Source organism: Gordonia jacobaea, assembly GCF_001186365.1.
GTDB lineage: Bacteria > Actinomycetota > Actinomycetes > Mycobacteriales > Mycobacteriaceae > Gordonia > Gordonia jacobaea.
Map to the genome: position 1 here is coordinate 365,510 of NZ_LDTZ01000015.1, position 16,774 is coordinate 382,283.

The window sequence follows — 16,774 nt, forward strand, 5'->3', positions numbered from 1 at the left end:
GATCGGCGACCCGTCGAGCTATAGATGTGTGTCGAATCGAAGGATGTGGTTGCTGCAGCACCCAATTCCTTCGATTCGACACACATTCACCGGCGGCGGCACGGGCCGGTCACGCCAGGCGCGTGATCTCCACGACGACGTCGAGGTCCGTCGCCTTGCCGCCGGTGTAGATGCCCTTGAGCGGCGAGACGTCGGAGTAGTCGCGGCCGACGCCCACCGACACATGCTGCTCGGTGATGGGGGTGTCGTTGGTCGGGTCATAGCCCCACCAGCCGCCTGTCCACACCTCGATCCACGCGTGGCTCTGTCCCTCGACGGTCTTGTCGATCTTCGCGTCGGGCTTCGGGTGCAGATATCCGGAGACGTACCGTGCGGGCACGCCGAGACCGCGCAGCATCGAGAGGCTGACGTGCGCGTAGTCCTGACACACACCCTTGCGCTCGTTCCAGGCGTCGACGGCGGTGCTGTGCACGCCTGTCGTTCCCGGTACGTACTCCATCTCCTCGTGCACGAATTTGCAGATCGCCTCGACGGCGTCCTCGGGCTCGAGCCCCTTGGCGATGCGACGCGCTGTCGCGCCCAGACGCCCGTTCTTCGGCACATACGTTGTGAAGGAGAGCATTTCGTCGTAGCGGTCGGCGACATACTCGCTCTCCAATTCCTCCCACGTCACAGCTTTGTCGGGGGCGGGTCGCTCTCCGGCCTCGGTCTCGACGACTGACATCCCCGACACCTCCAGCTCCTCGTGCGGAGCGTGGAGGTCGAAGGCGGTGACGGCGGTGCCCCAGTAGTCGGTGTAGCGGTACGCACGGGTCGCGGGCACCGTCTCCACACGGTTGACGATCACGTTCTGCCGAGTATCGCTTCGCGGGGTCAGCCGTGCCTCGTTGAAGGAGGAGGTGACCGGACTCTGGTAGGCGAAGCCTGTCGAATGCACGACCCTCAGACGCCAGCTCACAGTTCACTCTCCTCGATGAAGTGTTCTTCACCATCGCTGACCCGGGCGTCTGCCCACGACACATACGGTGACACATGGAAGTACTGACCCGTGACCGCCTCGTTGACGGCACGGCAGGTGTCCTGCAGGTCAAGAAGTCGTTCCTGCAGTCCGTCGAGCAGTCGGCCCGGTTCCAGGAACTCGAGCGAGCTGCGCGCTCGTCCGAGCAGCAGCAGCGCTTCGGCCTGCTCGCCGACGCGGCTCGGACGCTTCTCGATCTCCGCGAGATTCTGCTCTGCGACACGAAGTGCGTGGAACACCGATCGCGGAAAGAGCCTGTCCAGCAACATGAACTGCACGATGTTCTCGGCGTCGAGCAGACCGCGATAGGTCCGCAGGTAGGTGTCGTGGGCACCGGCGGACACCAGAACATTCACCCACGCGGGCGAATTGATCGGATCGTTGGCGCGGGACAGAAGCATGCGGATGGTCATATCGACCCGCTCCACGGAGCGGCCGAGCAGCAGGTAGCGGTAGCCGTCGTCGTGACTCATCGTCGCGTCGGCGAGTCCGGCGAACATGGCGGCCCGGTTCTTCACATACGAGAGGAACTCGTGAGGTCCGAGTCGACGCCCCCGACGCTCCGCTTCGGCCAGTCCGTTGTAGGTGGTGTTCAGACACTCCCACATCTCACTGGACGTGACTTCCCGTGCGCCACGGGCATTCTCGCGCGCCGCACGGATGAGGTCGACGACCGATCCGGCCGACCCCTTCGCATACGCCACATGCTCGGTGAGCGACCACACGTCGAGCGGCCCGTCGGTGTCGGGCACCTCGAGCCCGAGAACCTGGATGACCATCCGAACCGCACCGTCGACGTCGGCGGAGGTGTCCTCGAGGAGCTGGTGGATAGCGACGTCGAGCAGACGCGCCATGTCGTCGGCACGTTCGACGTAGCGGCCGATCCAGTAGAGGGATTCGGCGTTGCGGGCCAACATCATCGGGGATCACCGCTTTGCTGTTGCTGCTGTGTCTGTTCGAAGACCGGGTCGGGTGCACTCTCGGCGGGCCTCGCCGCCTTGGCGGCCTTGGAGGTGACCACCTTGCCGCCGCCGAGTTCGCGCTCACTCTGTGTGGCCCTGCTTGCGAGCACCCACGTGTCCTTCGAGCCGCCACCCTGACTGGAGTTGACGACGAGTGACCCTTCGGGCAGTGCGACGCGGGTCAGTCCGCCCGGGAGCACCCAGACCTTCTCACCGTCGTTGACGGCGAAGGGACGCAGGTCGACGTGCCGCGGTCGTAGCGAGTCGCCGACCTTTGTCGGCACCGTCGACAGCTGCACCACGGGTTGGGCGATCCATCCGCGGGGGTCGTTGCGCACCTTGCGGGCGAGGGTGTCGAGCTCGGCCTTGGTGGCGTCGGGACCGAAGACGATCCCGTAACCACCCGATCCCTCAACAGGTTTCACGACGAGCTCGTCGATCCGATCGAGCACTTCGTCGCACTCCTCGGGGAGCCAGCAGCGCAGGGTGTCGACGTTGCCGATGATGGGCTTCTCGCCGAGGTAGTAGTTGATGATGTCCGGCACGTAGGTGTAGATGAGCTTGTCGTCGCCGACACCGTTGCCCACCGCGCTCGAGATCACGACGTTGCCCGCCCGCGCCGCGTTGAGCAGACCTGCCACGCCGAGCATCGAATCCGGACGGAACTGCATGGGATCGAGGAAGTCGTCGTCGATGCGTCGGTAGATCACGTCGACGCGTTGCTCGCCCTCGGTGGTGCGCATGTAGACGACGTTGTCGCGGCAGAACAGATCTCGACCCTCGACGAGCTCGACGCCCATCAGCCGCGCGAGCAGCGAGTGCTCGAAGTACGCCGAGTTCGCGACACCGGGAGTGAGCACGACGATGTTGGGGTCGGCCTCGTTGAAGGCGGCCGAGGCCCGCAGGGCCCGCAGCAGGTGACTCGGGTAGTCGGCGACAGGGCGCACCTTGTGCGTGGAGAACAGGTCGGGAAAGACCCGCGCCATCGTGCGGCGGTTCTCCATCACGTACGACACACCCGACGGTGATCGCAGGTTGTCCTCGAGCACCCGGAAATCACCGTTCGCGTCGCGGATCAGGTCGATGCCCGCGACGTGAATGCGAACTCCGTTGGGAGGACGGATGTTTGCCGCCTGACGATGAAAGTGCTCACACGAATGGACCAGCCGCTTGGGCAACACACCGTCGCGCAGGATCTCCTGCTCGCCGTAGACGTCGTCGAGGAACAATTCCAGCGCCTGCACGCGCTGGGTGATACCCGCTTCGAGCTTGTTCCACTCGCCTGCCGAAATGACCCGTGGCACAACGTCCAACGGGAACGGGCGCTCCATACCCGAGAGCGAGAACGTGATGCCCTGGTCGATGAACGCGCGCCCGAGTGCGTCGACGCGGGCTTCGAGGTCGGCGCGGTCGGACTCGGCCATGACCTTGAAGATGCCCCGATACGCGGGGCGTACCTCGCCGTCGGCGTCGAACATCTCGTCAAAGGCCTTGCCGTACGGCCCTTTCGAATATCCCTTGAAAATTCCGGTCTCGGTGGGGAGTGTCTCCCTGACGACCTTGGCCTTGGCGCTCTTGGCAACCTGTCCCGGCTCGGCGCCCTTGCCGTTTGCCGACTTGGCGGCGGTGACTGACTTCGACGACGACGGGGGCGCGGTTTTGCGCGATGCCTTCTTGGCTTGCGCACCGGTTGACGCGGGACTCATAGACACACATGGTGCCTCAGATCGCCCCACTCGGCACGACGTCTGCGTGGGCGCGTCGCGGCGGCCTTCTCCTGGCCCCATTCCTCGCTGCAGGCCGAGCCCAGCGCTAGCCCAGGGTTCGACGCAGCGAAACGACGCGTCGCCCGACCCGGCGAGCCACGTTCGCGGCGCGCGTCTGCAATCGGGCTCCGGTCTCGGGGTAAGGCATCGTCTGCGCGATTCCTGCGATCGCGTCGAGTGAGGCGTCGAGAATTTCGTCAACCGTCGGCGGCTGGGCGTCGTCGCCTGCCGTCGTGCTCACCGCGAGATCGCCGAGATCACCGGTCACGGGATATCCGGCCACGCGCACGGCGTCGATCATCGCCTCGGCTTCGTCTGCTGCCCACGCACGCTGTTCGGTGGACAACCCACGTGGGGTGCCGCCGGTCTGTGCGAAGAGCACCTTGGCGATGATGTGACCCTTGACGACACGCTCGTACCGATCCCACTCGATGTCGTCGGGCTGCAGGCGCGAGTTCAGCCGTCGCAGGAGTTCTGCCTGCGCTGCCGAGAGCGAGGTGTTGTTGTTGGGAACGTCGATCGTCATCGGAGCCGGATCCACGTCGAGCACGGAGAGAAATCTCTCCCACAACGACGATGCGCCGGTTCCCGACTTCGCCACGGTGACCAGGTGAGCCCGCTCCGGTCCGACGAACTTGGCCCACCGTCCGAGGATGCCCACGTAGTCCTGGAATTCCCAGAAGGGCTCCTCCTCCATGTCGCCACCCCAGGACCCGGTTCGACGTGGCGCGTGCCGACGCACGGAGGTCACGAAATCGTCGAACGACGCAAGACGCTGGTTCTTGACGTTCTCCTGCCACACCGACGGCAGTTGGCGGGCCAGATCGCGAACGGTCACGATCACATGGACCTCGTCGGCGAAGGAGAGGTCGTTCACCAACGACTCGATCTGTTCCTCACGCGCCGTCGCGAACAACTCATGCGACACCAGCGAAGCCCCCGGCCACGCACGCATCTGCGAGACCATCGTCGACCAACTCCCGGCGAAGGCCGGGTCGACCCAGTCGAGATACCTGCCCGGCTGCAGATGCGTTGCGGCGTGAAAGTGATCGGCCATCTCGTTTCCCGGGTAGAGCAGCCCGGAGTGACGAAAAGCGAGGTCGCGGTTCCACCACAGGCGATCCTGGAGGTGGGTGGTGCCTGTCTTGGGTAATCCGACGTGAATGAAAACAACTGACATGATGGATCGAGCTTAGTTGCGCTCGGGCACATATCTGCGACCTCGTCACATGCCGCGTGGATTCACAGGAGATCGGTGACCGAGGCCTGCCTGCGCACGCCGACGCCTGCGGATTTGGGACCCCTGTTTCCGGCTGGTAAAGTAGACCGCTGTCGCAGAGTCGACGGCGGACACGTGCTGTCCACCCGTCTGACCTGCTCAGGAACACCCAGCAACAATCACCAACAACTGATAGGTACACACGCGTGGCAAACATCAAGTCCCAGGTCAAGCGCAACCGCACCAACGAGATCCGTCGGCAGCGCAACCAGTCCGTGCGCTCCTCGCTGCGCACCGCGATCCGTAGCTTCCGCGAAGCTGTCGACGCCGGCGACAAGGACAAGGCCGCCGAGCTCGGACAGACCGCAAGCCGCAAGCTCGACAAGGCAGCCAGCAAGGGCGTCATCCACGCCAACCAGGCAGCCAACAAGAAGTCGGCCATCGCTGTGGCCGTCAACAAGCTCTGAGGTAGCAACCTCCGGCATCAGCCGGAACTGAACGAGTCAGAGCGCGCACCCGCGACGCGCCCCGTGCCCACGGGAGCACGCCGGGTCGCAGCGCCGACCGTTCCCCTTTCGAGACAACTCACCCCGGCGACTTCCACGCGGTCGCCGGGGTGAGTTGCGTGGTCGTGCACGCTTCAGTCCTGCGAGCTTCGGTCCTACAAGGCTTCGGTCGCTCGAGCTCAGCCCAGCACGCTTCAGCGTCGACGCGATGACGGACGCAGCGAAGCCACGGCGTCGACCGCGTGCAGGAGCGCGTAGTCTGCGTCGGCGGCCTGTCCCTTCACATCGCCGTTGAGCCCGGCGACCACCACGACCGCCTGTGCGATCGACGACGAATCCCACGCCCGAGCCTGCGACTGCACCTTCTTGACACGCGACGGCGGCATACCCAACTCCGACGCGGCCGCGTACTGGTCCATCGACCCGATTCCCCGTACGCGAGCGATCGCGTGCACCGCCTCTGCGAGCGCGTCGGCAAGCAGCACTCGCGGCACCCCGTGATGCACCGCCCACGCCAACGATTCGAGCGCCCCGGCCCGATCACCGGTGACGGCTTTGTCTGCGACCTCGAACCCGGTCACCTCTGGGCGCCCCTGGTAGTACAGCCGCACCGCATCGCGATCGATCTTGCCGCCGGTGTCGGCAACGAGCTGACTGCACGCCGCGGCGAGCTCGCGGAGCTCCGCACCGACCCCCTCGACGACCTGCTCGACGACCTCGGCGCTGACCTTGACGCCGAGCTCACGAAACTCCTTGCGGACGAAGTCCATTCGTTCCGACGGCCAACGGGGCGCCGCGCAGTCGTGCTCGACCGCACCTGCCTTGCGGAGTTCGCCGACCATCGACTTCGTACGACCGCCTCCGGTATGGATCACCATCAGCGTGATGCCGTCGGGAAGCTCACGAGCCGCCCGCGTGATCAGCGCTGCGGGCTCTTTGCCCGCCTCCGCCGCCGACTCGACGACGACGACGCGGTCTTCGGCAAACAACGACGGACTCAACAGTTCGGCCAGTTCGTATTCGCTGACATCGCCAGCTCGCACACGCGTCACCGGAATGTCGGCGCCCGCGTGGTGGGACAGCTCGCTCGTCACACCCGAGATCACACGTCCGGTGAGGAAGTCGTCGTCTCCGAGGAGCAGATGCAGGCGATCGGTCACGTCACTCATGGTGCCAGAACGCCCCGACAACCCGACGACGCACCGGACACCTCCCCTACTGCCGACTGTGCGCCTCGTTCTGCCGACTGTGCGTCTCGTTGCGCCGACTGTGCGTCTCGTTGCGCCGACCGTGCGCACGACGCCGCGCCCACCCGATCACGCGCCGGTTCAGCAGCGCCGCACCCAGGACGGTGAACGTCATGACAAGCGCCATCCCGGCAAGCCCGTCCGGTATATCGATTGCCGCCCAACTCAATCCGCCGAGCACGCGCGCCACGGTGATCATCCACCACAGTTCTGGCGACATCGCGCGTAGCAACACTTGCGCAACCACAGAACCCACGTCTCCGGCGAGGCCGATCAACGCTGCGAGTGTCCCCACCACACTGATCACTCCGACGACAGGCGCCACGACGACGTTGGCCAGAATCGAGACCACATTGAATGTCCCGCTGATCATCGCGATCAGCGGCGCCGTCACGACCTGGGCGGCGATGGCGATAGCGAGTACCTCGGCCACGACAGGTGGGATTCTCCACTCGCGCAGCGTGTCTCGGATCGACGGCGCGATCAGCACGAGTCCGGCCGTGGCCACGACCGACAACGCGAACCCCGGCGCACTCGCAAGCTCGGGCCACCACAGAAGTCCCCCGATCACGGCGACACCGAGGGCAGGCACCGCGCGGGCACGCCGCGTCGACAACAGCGCGAGCAGACCGACTCCGCCCATCATCGCTGCCCGCAGCACACTCGGCGACGGCCGTACCAGGACGACGAATCCGACGATGACGACCACCCCGCTGACCGCCGCAACCTTCGGCGATCCGCCGATCAACCGGATCAACGCGATCGCTGCACCGCAGGTCAGCGCGAAATTGGCGCCGGAGACAGCGGTGAGGTGGCTTAGCCCGGCCGCGCGGAACTGATCCCGGACATCTTCCGACAATGCGCTCTCGTCGCCGATGACCAACCCCGGCAGCAATCCCGCCGATTCGCCGCTCAACGCCTGAGCCGAGTTCTGCTGTAGCGTTGCCCGCACGACGCCGGCTCCGCGCTGCAGCGGAGGGGGTCGCCCCAACATCGCCGGCGGGCCCGACGCCGTCAATCTCGCAACACTCAGGTCACCCCCTCGAGGTGCGCGGATACTCGCCAGGACGCGCACATGCTGACCCGGCAGCAACCCCACCCATCCGGGCGCACGCGCGACGACGTCGGCGATGGCGGAGGGAACTCGACGCTCCCCGACGGCCAGCACCGTCACACGCGTGGTCACCTGACCCCGTTGTGCCGGTCCGAAGTTGCGCGGGTCGTCGCGGATCGACATCGTCACCGTCGCCTTGCCCGACATCCCCGACAGAGGATGGGCGTCGCGGGTCTCGAGCCGGAGCCACAGCGCCAGTGCACATGTCGCCGCCATCCCCGCGCCGATCACCACGATGCCCAACACCTGCCAGGTAAGGTTCCAGCGCCGGTGTGCGAACAGAGCTGCAGCGCAGATCAATCCGCCGATGACCAGCACGACAGGCATCGACCACGACGGCCCGTGCAGCCCGAGCAGCGTGACAAGCCACACCACGAGAGCGGGCGCGACGAGTCGTAGATCCACCTCGGTGTCAGCCGGCGGTCACGAGGTCTCGCAGCTTCGCCAGCCGCGCGGGTCCGATACCGTCGACCTCGCCGAGTTGGTCGACAGACGTGAACTTTCCGTGCTGCGACCGCCAGTCGATGATGGCCTTCGCAGTGACCGGGCCGACCCCGGGGAGAGCGTCGAGCTGCTCGGCACTCGCGGTGTTCAGGTCGACCTTTCCGCCCGCACTGTTCGACGCTCCCGAATCCCCTGCGCCAGAGCCCGTCTCGGAGGTGTCACCGGCCGACGGCGGCGACGAAGAGTCCGACCTCCCCGCGCCGGACGCGACCACCGCACTGCGAAGTGAGGCGTTCCCGTCCTTGCTCGCGTAGCCGACCAGCACCTGGTCGCCGTCGCCCAGCACCTGAGCGAGGTTCAGCGACGTCGTGTCGGCTCCCTCGCGGGCACCTCCGGCACCCGACAGCGCATCGGCCACTCGGGACCGCGGCGCCAACCGCACCAGCCCGGGCTTCCGCACCAATCCGACGACGCTGACCACGATCTGGGCTGATGCGGCCGACGGCGCGGCGGCAGAAGGCATCGCGGGGGCGCCGGCCGACGGCACTGCAGCGACGGAAGGAATCGACACCGACGGTCCCGCCGACGCGGGGAACGCGACGGTCGGCACGACGTCGTCGCTGCGGAGGAGCCCGAATCCCGCTATCACACAGGCGATTACGCCAACAGCGATCAACGCTATGGCACCGGCAGGCGCCACCGCGAATCGACGACGTGGGCGGTACTCATCCTCATCCGAATCGACATCTCTATCGAGGTCGAGGTCGAAGTCTTCTCGATGATCGTCGTCGAATCCGTTGGCACGGAGTCGTTCCCGACCATCGAGAGGGCGCCTGCGTTCCACTTCGGGAGCCAGCCAACCCGGCGTCGTGTCGATCCCCCACGAACTCGACGACATGTCGTCATCTGCAGCCGACGAGGTGGCGTCGAGTTCGGGCGTCCGAGTGGCGCCGGGTGCGGGGGCTGACAACCGGTCGAGCGGCGAGCGTCCGACCGCGGTCGGCGCGGTTCGTGAACCGCGCTCGACAACACCTCGCGCGGCGAATCCGCGGGCCGTCCGGGTTGGTTTGTCGCTCATAGCCTCTGACGCTACGGCGGACGCACCATCACACCGGCTCGTCGACCGTGCATCGACGCCGCCCTGTGGACGACGGTCAGGGTGTGGACAACCCCTCGGCCTCCGACTGTCCCCTGGTGATGGGATCGAGTTGGGTACCGATCACCACGCCGACCGCGCCGGGGCCGACGTGACAGCCGAGCACAGGACCGAGATCGACAGTGATGCTCGACGTCACGCTCCGCAGGTTCTCCCGCAACCGGACGACGAGATCGGCTGCGGCAGCGGGAGCTTGGCAATGCTGCACTCCGAGAGTCACCGCGCGGCCGTCGGCGTAGTCGACGGCCGCTTCGGCCATCTTGTCCAGCGCTTTGGAGAACGTGCGCGTGCGTTCACGCAGAGTCAGCGTGCCGTCGACGACGTGCAGGATCGGTTTGATCGACAACGCGGACCCGAGCATCTTGCTCGCCGCGCTGATTCGCCCGCTGTTGCGGAGATTGTCGAGATTCTGCACGCAGAGCAGCGATTCGACAGTCGCGGCCTGGCGGATGGCGGCTTCGTACGCGCGATCCCGATCGGCCCCGTCGCGAGCGGCTTGCGCTGCTGCGATGGCGACGAATCCAACTGCCAATCCCACAGACCGCGAGTCGACCACCCGCACCTGCCCCGAGTAGTCCTCTGCGGCCAGGCGCCCAGCGCTCCACGTGCCGGACAGCTTTCGCGACATGTGGACCGCGACGACCCCGTCGCCCTCACTGCGTTCGATGGCTTCGCCGTACGCCTGCACCAGATCATGCGGAGTGGCGCCCGCAGTCGTTACGCCCGGCGTCGACACGATGTCGGCGGGAACGTTGTCGTCGTCTTCGAGGTAGTCGACTCCGTCGAGCGTCAGATGCAACGGAACCTGGATGATGTCGTAGCTGTCGGCAACGGCAGCGGGCAACCGCGCAGAGGAATCTGTGACGACGACAACAGGCACCCGTCTACGTTAGCCGGTGCGCCGTCCGGTTCGGACATCCGGATCGTCGAGCACCCGCAGAACCGGCGCCGCGACGACGTCGGCGACCGCCCGGTGGCACGCAAAGCCCCAGTGGATACCGTCGGGGTTCATCGCAGCGTCGGGGTTCGCAGCATCGGGATCGTCGTACGCATCGCGGGTCGGAGGATAGAAGTCGGCGTAGGAGACCCCGCGTCGCTCACACCACGCACGCATCGCCGCGGTCGTCGGTATCCGCCCGCTGTGGACGTACCCGTAATAGGGACTCCGATGCGTCGACGGCAGGCACACGACGATCGGCAGATCGGGGCGCAACTGGGTCAGCGCCTCGTAGATCTTGTCGAGGTATTCGATGGTCACCGTCGGCGGCAGGGCCACCGGCCAGCCGATTTTCGACGCACGCGGCTGGACCCACTGATATGCCGACCGGACAATCTGGCGGAGTCGGCCCGGCCGCACGTACCTGATCTGCTCGCGTAGCGCGGTCGGAAGCGGCGACGGCAACGAATCCATTCCGCCGAACGCGAGGATCACTGCGCGTGCGTGCGGTACCGCGGCCCAGATGTTCGGGTCCTGGGTCATCGCCCACCAGACGTCCCGACTGGTCCAGCCGATCCGCCCGAACAGCCGCACCGGCAGACCACACCGCGCCCCGACGATGTTCGGCCAGATGCGAGCGTCGTCGGCGGGCAGCCCACCCTTGGGCCCGAAGTAGGCGAGCGAGTCGGAGAGGATGAGCAGGCAGTCGTCAGGCGTGCTCGCGACAACCGCGTCGGTCACTGCACCCCTGCGTCGGCGACCTCGGCCGATGCGTTCCACACGTCCAGCCGCCACCGCGGCTTCTCGCCGGGGAGTCCATGGCCCGACAGTTGCACCCAACTCGTGTTGGCGAGACCGCCGAACACCGGCCAGTTGGCGACGGGAAGGTCGAGGAGCGCGGCGGTCATCGCAGCAATCACACCTCCGTGCGCGACGAGCACGACGGGCGACTCCGGCGTCGCGCCGCTCCCCCAGTCGTCCACGCGCGCGAGCAGTTCGTCGACGACCGGTAGGGCGCGGGCAGCGACGTCGACGCGGCTCTCCCCGCCCGGCGGGCGCCACGTGGCGTCGTCACGCCACAGTGCGCGCGCACCGGGCATGACGTCGTCGACCTCGTAGTGCGTCATACCCTGCCACTCACCGAGGTGGGTTTCGCGGAGCCGTTCATCGGTCTCGACGGGCAGCCCGGTCAGCACAGCGAGCGCTTCGGCGGTGTCGCGAGCGCGCCGCAGATCCGACGAGCGGATGAGCATCGGATTGCGTTCGGCGAGTGCGGCGGCGGCCGACTTCGCTTGCCGCACACCGAGATCGGAGAGGTCGGTGTCGAGTTGGCCCTGCATCCGGCTCGTCGCGTTGTACTCGGTCTGCCCGTGCCGCAGCAGGATCAGCCTGCGGACCACCGGGGTGAGTCGTTCGACGGAGGTGTCGTGGTCGTCGGGCGCTCCACTCACGCCTGCGGCTCCAGGTCGATGACCGGGCAGTCCTGCCACAGCCGATCGAGCGCGTAGTAGGCACGCTCGTCGGCATGCTGGACGTGCACGACGATGTCGACGTAGTCGAGCAGCGCCCAGCGCCCCTCACGTGTGCCTTCGCGTCGGACTGGCTTGTAGCCCGCCTCGCGCATCTTGTCTTCGATCTCGTCGGTGACCGCGTTGACCTGACGCTCGTTGTCAGCCGACGCGATCACGAACAGGTCGGTGATGACGAGTTGTTCGGACACGTCGATCACCGTGACATCGGTGGCGACCTTGTCCTGCGCGGCAGCGACTGCCACCTTCGCCATGTCCAGTGACTCGGCTGCTGCTGTCACGTTCGTCCTTTCGAGCGTTGCGTTTCCGCACGGTGTGTTGAGGTGTCGGAGCTTGTCGGTTTGTCGTCGGCGTCGCTCTTGAGTGGCGCCGACACACCCGGCGAGTTCACCCGCGGCCTGCGGTAGAGCCTGCGCTTGGCGATGTACTGGACGACGCCGTCTGGCACCAGGTACCAGACCGGTCGTCCCGTCGCCGCGCGTGCCCGACAGTCCGTCGAGGAGATCGCCAGGGCGGGAATCTCCATCAGATGAAGCGTATCGGCTGGCAGATTCCGCAGATGCGTGGCCAGATGACTGGCGTTCAACTCGTATCCCGGTCGGCTCACCCCGACGAAGTTCGCGAGCTCGAACAGTTCCTCCCAGTCCTGCCACGACAGGATCGATTCCAACGCGTCGGCGCCGGTGATGAAGTAGAGCTGAGCGTCGGGAAGGGTCTTGCGCAGATCCCGCAGCGTGTCGACTGTGTAGGTGAATCCCTCGCGATCGATGTCGACGCGACTCACGCTGAACTGCGGATTCGACGCCGTCGCGATGACCGTCATCAGGTAGCGGTCTTCGGGGGGACTGACCTGCTTCGTCCGGTCGGGAACCTCCCCGTCGTCTTCTGTCAGCTTCTGCCATGGCCGTCCGGTCGGGACGAAGATCACCTCGTCGAGCGAGAACCGGTTCGCGACCTCACTGGCTGCCACGAGGTGCCCGTTGTGGATGGGATCGAACGTTCCGCCCATCACACCGATCCGGCGTACACGCGGACGGTCATGTGCCATGAGGGGTCAGTTTACGCGAGCGATCACACCGGCAGGAGGTCGGCGATGACCGCGGACAGCTGCGTGGCGTTGCGACACTCGAACATGTCGATGATCTCCGCGTAGTCGTCGGCCGCGGAATCGCCGGTACCCCAGTCGCCATGCGCCTCCGGGTTGAGCCAATACGCGTGACGCGCACGCTCCACCAACTCGCGCAGCGAGTCCTCGGAGGCGTCGTGGTAGTTGTTGCGGGCGTCGCCAAGGATCAGCAGCGCTCCGCGATGTGTCAGCGTGTCGCCGTAGGCGTCGACGAACCCGCGCAGCATGTGCCCGTAGTCGGAATGACCGTCACGCGTGATGAGCCGGGCCTGCGTCAACATGCGATGCATCGCCTCACCGATGTCGGTGCCGCCGAACCCCTCGTCGTCGGTGAAGTACTCGGTGACGTCGTCGACGGTGTCGACGAATGCGAAGATCCGAACCTTCGCGAACTGCTGGCGCAGCGCGTAGACGAGTTGCAGCGTGAACTGCGAGAACCCGGATACCGAACCCGATACGTCGCAGATGATCACCAGTTCGGGGCGCCCGGGGCGCGGCTTGCGGTTCTTGAGTTCGATCGGAACCCCGCCCGTCGACATCGACGCGCGCAGCGTCGCACGGACGTCGACTGCACCCCGGTGGGCGCGGCGTCGTCGAATCTCCAAGCGGGAGGCCAACAGACGCGCGAGCGGGGCGACGGTCCGTCGGATCTCGGTGAGGTCCTTCTTGCCTGCCGAGAGGAAGTTGATGTTCTCGGGCAGCGTCGGCACCGCGTAGTCGCTGACCTTCTCGCGTCCGTTGCGGTCGGCCATCCGACGCTGCGTCTCCACCTCGATCGCGGTGCGCAGGCGGTTGGCGCGTTCGCGGGCGGCCCGCCGGAACGTCGGATCGTCGCCGACGCTCAGGTCGTCACCCGATCCGCCCGCCATCGCTGCGGCGATCCGTGCGATCAGTGTCTGGGGATCGATGCTCGAGAGCGCCTGATACGCCGAGTACGCCTCCCCGCGGCTCGACTGGTAGCGGCCCATCTCGTCGACCACCTGCGCGACCGCGGCGGACAGACGTCCGTCTGCGTCGGCCGACTCGTCTGCGAGTAACTCTGCGAGCATCTCGCGCACGGCATCGACGTCGACCTCGCCGGACTCGTCGCGCGGCAGCTCCTCCTCCGCGCTGCACGCACCGATCGCGACGGGAAACCAGAGGTCGAAGATGCGGTCGAAGGCCGGCCGGTGCATGTGATCGTCGACGAGGGTCGCCGCGAGTCCCTCGCGCAGACTACTGCGGTCGAGCAGGTCGAGGACCTCCATCGCCCGCGCGGCGTCGATCAGCGCCGACGGACCGACCGCAATCCCCCGTCGCCGCAGCGCATCGACGAAGTCGGTGAGGTGATCGACGAGCGGCACTGCCGTCGCGATGTCGCCCGTGGCGGGTCCGGCCCCGGACATCAGCCCAGCTTGAGTTCTTTGACGGCGGTCTTCAGGTCGGGACGATGCTTGAGCACGACGCCCAGGGTGCGTGCGATCAGGCCTTCGTCAAGTCGGCCGCCCTTCGAGCGTTCCTCACCCGCGCCCAGCGCGAGCAGTGTGTTCGCCCAGTCGATGGTCTCGGCGACCGACGGCTTCTTCCGAATGTCGAGGGTGCGCAGCACGCCGACGATGCGGACCAGTTCGGAGGCGAGCGCGTCGGGCAGGTTCGGAACTCGCGACTCGAGAATCTCCTTCTCGCGCGCAGCGTCGGGGAAATCGATGAAGAGGTAGAGGCAGCGACGTTTCAGCGCCTCCGACAACTCCCTCGTCGCGTTCGACGTCAGGATCACGATCGGTCGACGCGACGCGACGACGGTCCCCATCTCCGGGATGGTCACTGCGAAGTCGCTGAGCACCTCGAGCAGCAGCCCCTCGACGTCGACGTCGGCCTTGTCGACCTCGTCGATCAGGAGCACGGTGGGATCGGTACGCGAGATCGCTGTCAGCAGTGGTCGCGGGAGCAGGAACTCCTCGGAGAAGATGTCGGTCTTCGCCTCGGCCCAGTCGCGCGTGCCGGTCGCCTGGATGTGCAGGATCTGCTTGGCGTGGTTCCACTCGTAGAGTGCACGCGCCTCGTCGATTCCCTCGTAGCACTGCAGACGCACGAGCTCTGCGTCGGTGGCCGCGGCGATGGCACGCGCCAACTCCGTCTTGCCCACTCCCGCAGGACCTTCGACGAGCAGCGGCTTACCGAGCCGGTCCGCGAGGAAGGTCGAGGTCGCCGTCGCGTCGTCGGCCAGATAGCCGGTGGCGCGCAGCCTGTCGACGACGTCGTGCACCGCTGCGAACGAGGGAACGATAGGAGCCGCGTCCTGTGTCGCCGGGCTGTGAGTCGTTGTGGAGTCGGTCATCACGCGGGCCGGATCTGGCCGTCGCCCCACACGATCCACTTGGTGGAGGTGAGTTCCGGCAGTCCCATCGGTCCGCGAGCGTGCAGCTTCTGCGTCGAGATGCCGATCTCTGCTCCGAAGCCGAACTGCTCGCCGTCGGTGAAGGCAGTCGACGCATTGACCATCACGGCTGCGGCGTCGACCCGGTTCGTGAACTCCTCGGCCGCGGCGAGGTCGGTGGTCACGATGGCCTCGGTATGCCCGGTTCCATAGGTGTCGATGTGAGCGACAGCGGCGTCGAGTCCGTCGACCACCTTTATCGCGATGTCCATCGAGAGGTACTCGTCGGACCAGTCGGACTCGTCGGCCGGCTCCATGCCCGGCTCGTCGCCGTGGATCACGACACCCTGTGACTGCAGGGCCTGACTGATCCTGGGCAGCGCGTCGGCGGCGATCGCTTTGTCGACGAGCACTGTCTCCGCCGCGTTGCACACGCTCGGTCGTCGGGTCTTGGCGTTGAGGATGATGCGGGTCGCGACACCGACATCGGCGAGCGCATGCACGTAGACGTGGCAGTTTCCGGTTCCGGTCTCGATCGTGGGGACCGTGGCGTTCGCGACGACCGCGTTGATCAAACCGGCGCCCCCGCGAGGAATCACGACGTCGACGAGCCCACGCGCGCGGATCAGCGCGGTGACACTCGAACGGTCGTCACTGGGCAGCAGCGACACGACATCGGACGGAATGCCCGCGCCTGCGACGACGTCGCGGAGAATGCGGACGAGCTCGGCGTTCGACGACGCCGCCGACGACGAACCGCGAAGCAGCACAGCGTTTCCGGATTTGAACGCGATTCCGAAGGCGTCGACCGTCACGTTCGGCCGCGCCTCGTAGACGATGCCGACCACACCGAGCGGCACGCGTACCTGCCGCAGGCGCAGACCGTTGGGAAGCGTCTTGCCGGCGACGATCTCGCCGATCGGATCGGGAAGGATCGCGACCTGACGCAGCCCGTCGGCGATGCCCGCGACGCGCTCGGGGGTCAGGCGGAGTCGGTCGATCAGGTTTGCCTCGGTTCCGGCCTCCTCCGCGCGCGCGACATCGTCGGCGTTCGCGGCCAGGATGGTCTCGGTGTTCGCGTCGACGGCGTCGGCAGCGGCGAGCAGCGCGGCGTTCTTGGCTGTCGTGGTGAGCGCTGCCAGCGCTCGGGAGGCGGTACGGGCGGCGCGGGCCTGCGCGTGCACGACTTCTTCGACGTCGGGCGCGGTCGCGGCCTGCCTTCCGGTCACGGTGGGTGCGCTCATCAATACCTCGGTTTCGAGTTCACGGCAGACGATTGGGTCCTGCGCGGCACTGCCGGTGGACAACATGTCCAGGGTACGTCCCCGCACCATTCGGCCCCAAGATCGCCCACCCGAGAACGCCACCGCGGGCCGGACGTCGAGACGCCGCAT

At 66.6% G+C, this 16,774-nt stretch carries 16 protein-coding genes; 1 reads left to right on the forward strand and 15 read right to left on the reverse strand.

What is annotated here, in order from left to right; genetic code table 11:
- Positions 1 to 109: 109 nt before the first annotated feature.
- From ABW18_RS07600 to ABW18_RS07615, 4 genes are all read right to left on the reverse strand, one after another.
- The gene (locus tag ABW18_RS07600; RefSeq protein WP_049698360.1) at positions 110 to 958 is read right to left on the reverse strand and encodes a transglutaminase family protein; all 849 of its coding nucleotides are present in this window, start codon (positions 956 to 958) and stop codon (positions 110 to 112) included.
- Positions 955 to 1,935: an alpha-E domain-containing protein gene (locus ABW18_RS07605; RefSeq protein ID WP_197494616.1), complete on the reverse strand. Its 981-nt coding sequence runs from the start codon at positions 1,933 to 1,935 to the stop codon at positions 955 to 957. The genes ABW18_RS07600 and ABW18_RS07605 overlap by 4 nt, the downstream gene beginning before the upstream one ends.
- Complete coding sequence (locus ABW18_RS07610; protein ID WP_049698362.1) at positions 1,935 to 3,686, reverse strand: circularly permuted type 2 ATP-grasp protein; 1,752 nt, start codon at positions 3,684 to 3,686, stop codon at positions 1,935 to 1,937. The genes ABW18_RS07605 and ABW18_RS07610 overlap by 1 nt, the downstream gene beginning before the upstream one ends.
- A 106-nt stretch (positions 3,687 to 3,792) precedes the next feature.
- Positions 3,793 to 4,926 carry a hypothetical protein gene (locus ABW18_RS07615; protein WP_049698363.1) on the reverse strand — a complete coding sequence of 378 codons (1,134 nt, stop codon included), beginning with the start codon at positions 4,924 to 4,926 and terminating at the stop codon, positions 3,793 to 3,795.
- A 245-nt stretch (positions 4,927 to 5,171) separates the two neighbouring features.
- Between ABW18_RS07615 and rpsT the strand changes: the two genes are divergently transcribed.
- Positions 5,172 to 5,432: a 30S ribosomal protein S20 gene (gene rpsT, locus ABW18_RS07620; protein WP_049698364.1), complete on the forward strand. Its 261-nt coding sequence runs from the start codon at positions 5,172 to 5,174 to the stop codon at positions 5,430 to 5,432.
- Positions 5,433 to 5,665: 233 nt separating this feature from the next.
- On the opposite strand, the gene holA is transcribed toward rpsT, so the two are convergent.
- The 11 genes from holA to ABW18_RS07675 form a co-directional block, all read right to left on the reverse strand.
- Entirely contained in the window at positions 5,666 to 6,640 is a 975-nt protein-coding gene (holA, locus tag ABW18_RS07625) for a DNA polymerase III subunit delta (RefSeq protein WP_049698365.1), read from the reverse strand.
- Between the two features lie 46 nt (positions 6,641 to 6,686).
- Positions 6,687 to 8,237 carry a ComEC/Rec2 family competence protein gene (locus ABW18_RS07630; protein ID WP_049698366.1) on the reverse strand — a complete coding sequence of 517 codons (1,551 nt, stop codon included), beginning with the start codon at positions 8,235 to 8,237 and terminating at the stop codon, positions 6,687 to 6,689.
- Between the two features lie 7 nt (positions 8,238 to 8,244).
- Complete coding sequence (locus ABW18_RS07635; protein ID WP_235434310.1) at positions 8,245 to 9,354, reverse strand: ComEA family DNA-binding protein; 1,110 nt, start codon at positions 9,352 to 9,354, stop codon at positions 8,245 to 8,247.
- Between the two features lie 76 nt (positions 9,355 to 9,430).
- Positions 9,431 to 10,312, reverse strand: coding sequence for a DegV family protein (locus tag ABW18_RS07640; RefSeq protein WP_049698367.1), 882 nt, complete (start codon positions 10,310 to 10,312; stop codon positions 9,431 to 9,433).
- 9 nt (positions 10,313 to 10,321) lie between these two features.
- A complete protein-coding gene (gene octT, locus ABW18_RS07645; protein ID WP_049698368.1) occupies positions 10,322 to 11,110 on the reverse strand; it encodes a diglucosylglycerate octanoyltransferase in 789 nt (262 codons plus the stop codon).
- Complete coding sequence (locus tag ABW18_RS07650; protein WP_049698369.1) at positions 11,107 to 11,820, reverse strand: histidine phosphatase family protein; 714 nt, start codon at positions 11,818 to 11,820, stop codon at positions 11,107 to 11,109. The genes octT and ABW18_RS07650 overlap by 4 nt, the downstream gene beginning before the upstream one ends.
- Positions 11,817 to 12,179, reverse strand: a complete 363-nt coding sequence (gene rsfS, locus ABW18_RS07655; RefSeq protein WP_005205149.1) for a ribosome silencing factor — start codon at positions 12,177 to 12,179, stop codon at positions 11,817 to 11,819. Before rsfS ends, ABW18_RS07650 begins: the two co-directional genes overlap by 4 nt.
- Complete coding sequence (gene nadD / locus ABW18_RS07660) at positions 12,176 to 12,946, reverse strand: nicotinate-nucleotide adenylyltransferase (RefSeq protein WP_049698370.1); 771 nt, start codon at positions 12,944 to 12,946, stop codon at positions 12,176 to 12,178. The genes rsfS and nadD overlap by 4 nt, the downstream gene beginning before the upstream one ends.
- Before the next feature lie 23 nt (positions 12,947 to 12,969).
- A complete protein-coding gene (locus ABW18_RS07665) occupies positions 12,970 to 14,409 on the reverse strand; it encodes a vWA domain-containing protein (RefSeq protein WP_049698371.1) in 1,440 nt (479 codons plus the stop codon).
- A complete protein-coding gene (locus ABW18_RS07670; protein ID WP_049698372.1) occupies positions 14,409 to 15,341 on the reverse strand; it encodes an AAA family ATPase in 933 nt (310 codons plus the stop codon). Before ABW18_RS07670 ends, ABW18_RS07665 begins: the two co-directional genes overlap by 1 nt.
- Positions 15,341 to 16,624 (reverse strand): glutamate-5-semialdehyde dehydrogenase, encoded by a 1,284-nt coding sequence (locus ABW18_RS07675; protein WP_049698610.1) that lies wholly within the window; start codon positions 16,622 to 16,624, stop codon positions 15,341 to 15,343. The genes ABW18_RS07670 and ABW18_RS07675 overlap by 1 nt, the downstream gene beginning before the upstream one ends.
- Between the last annotated feature and the right edge of the window lie 150 nt (positions 16,625 to 16,774).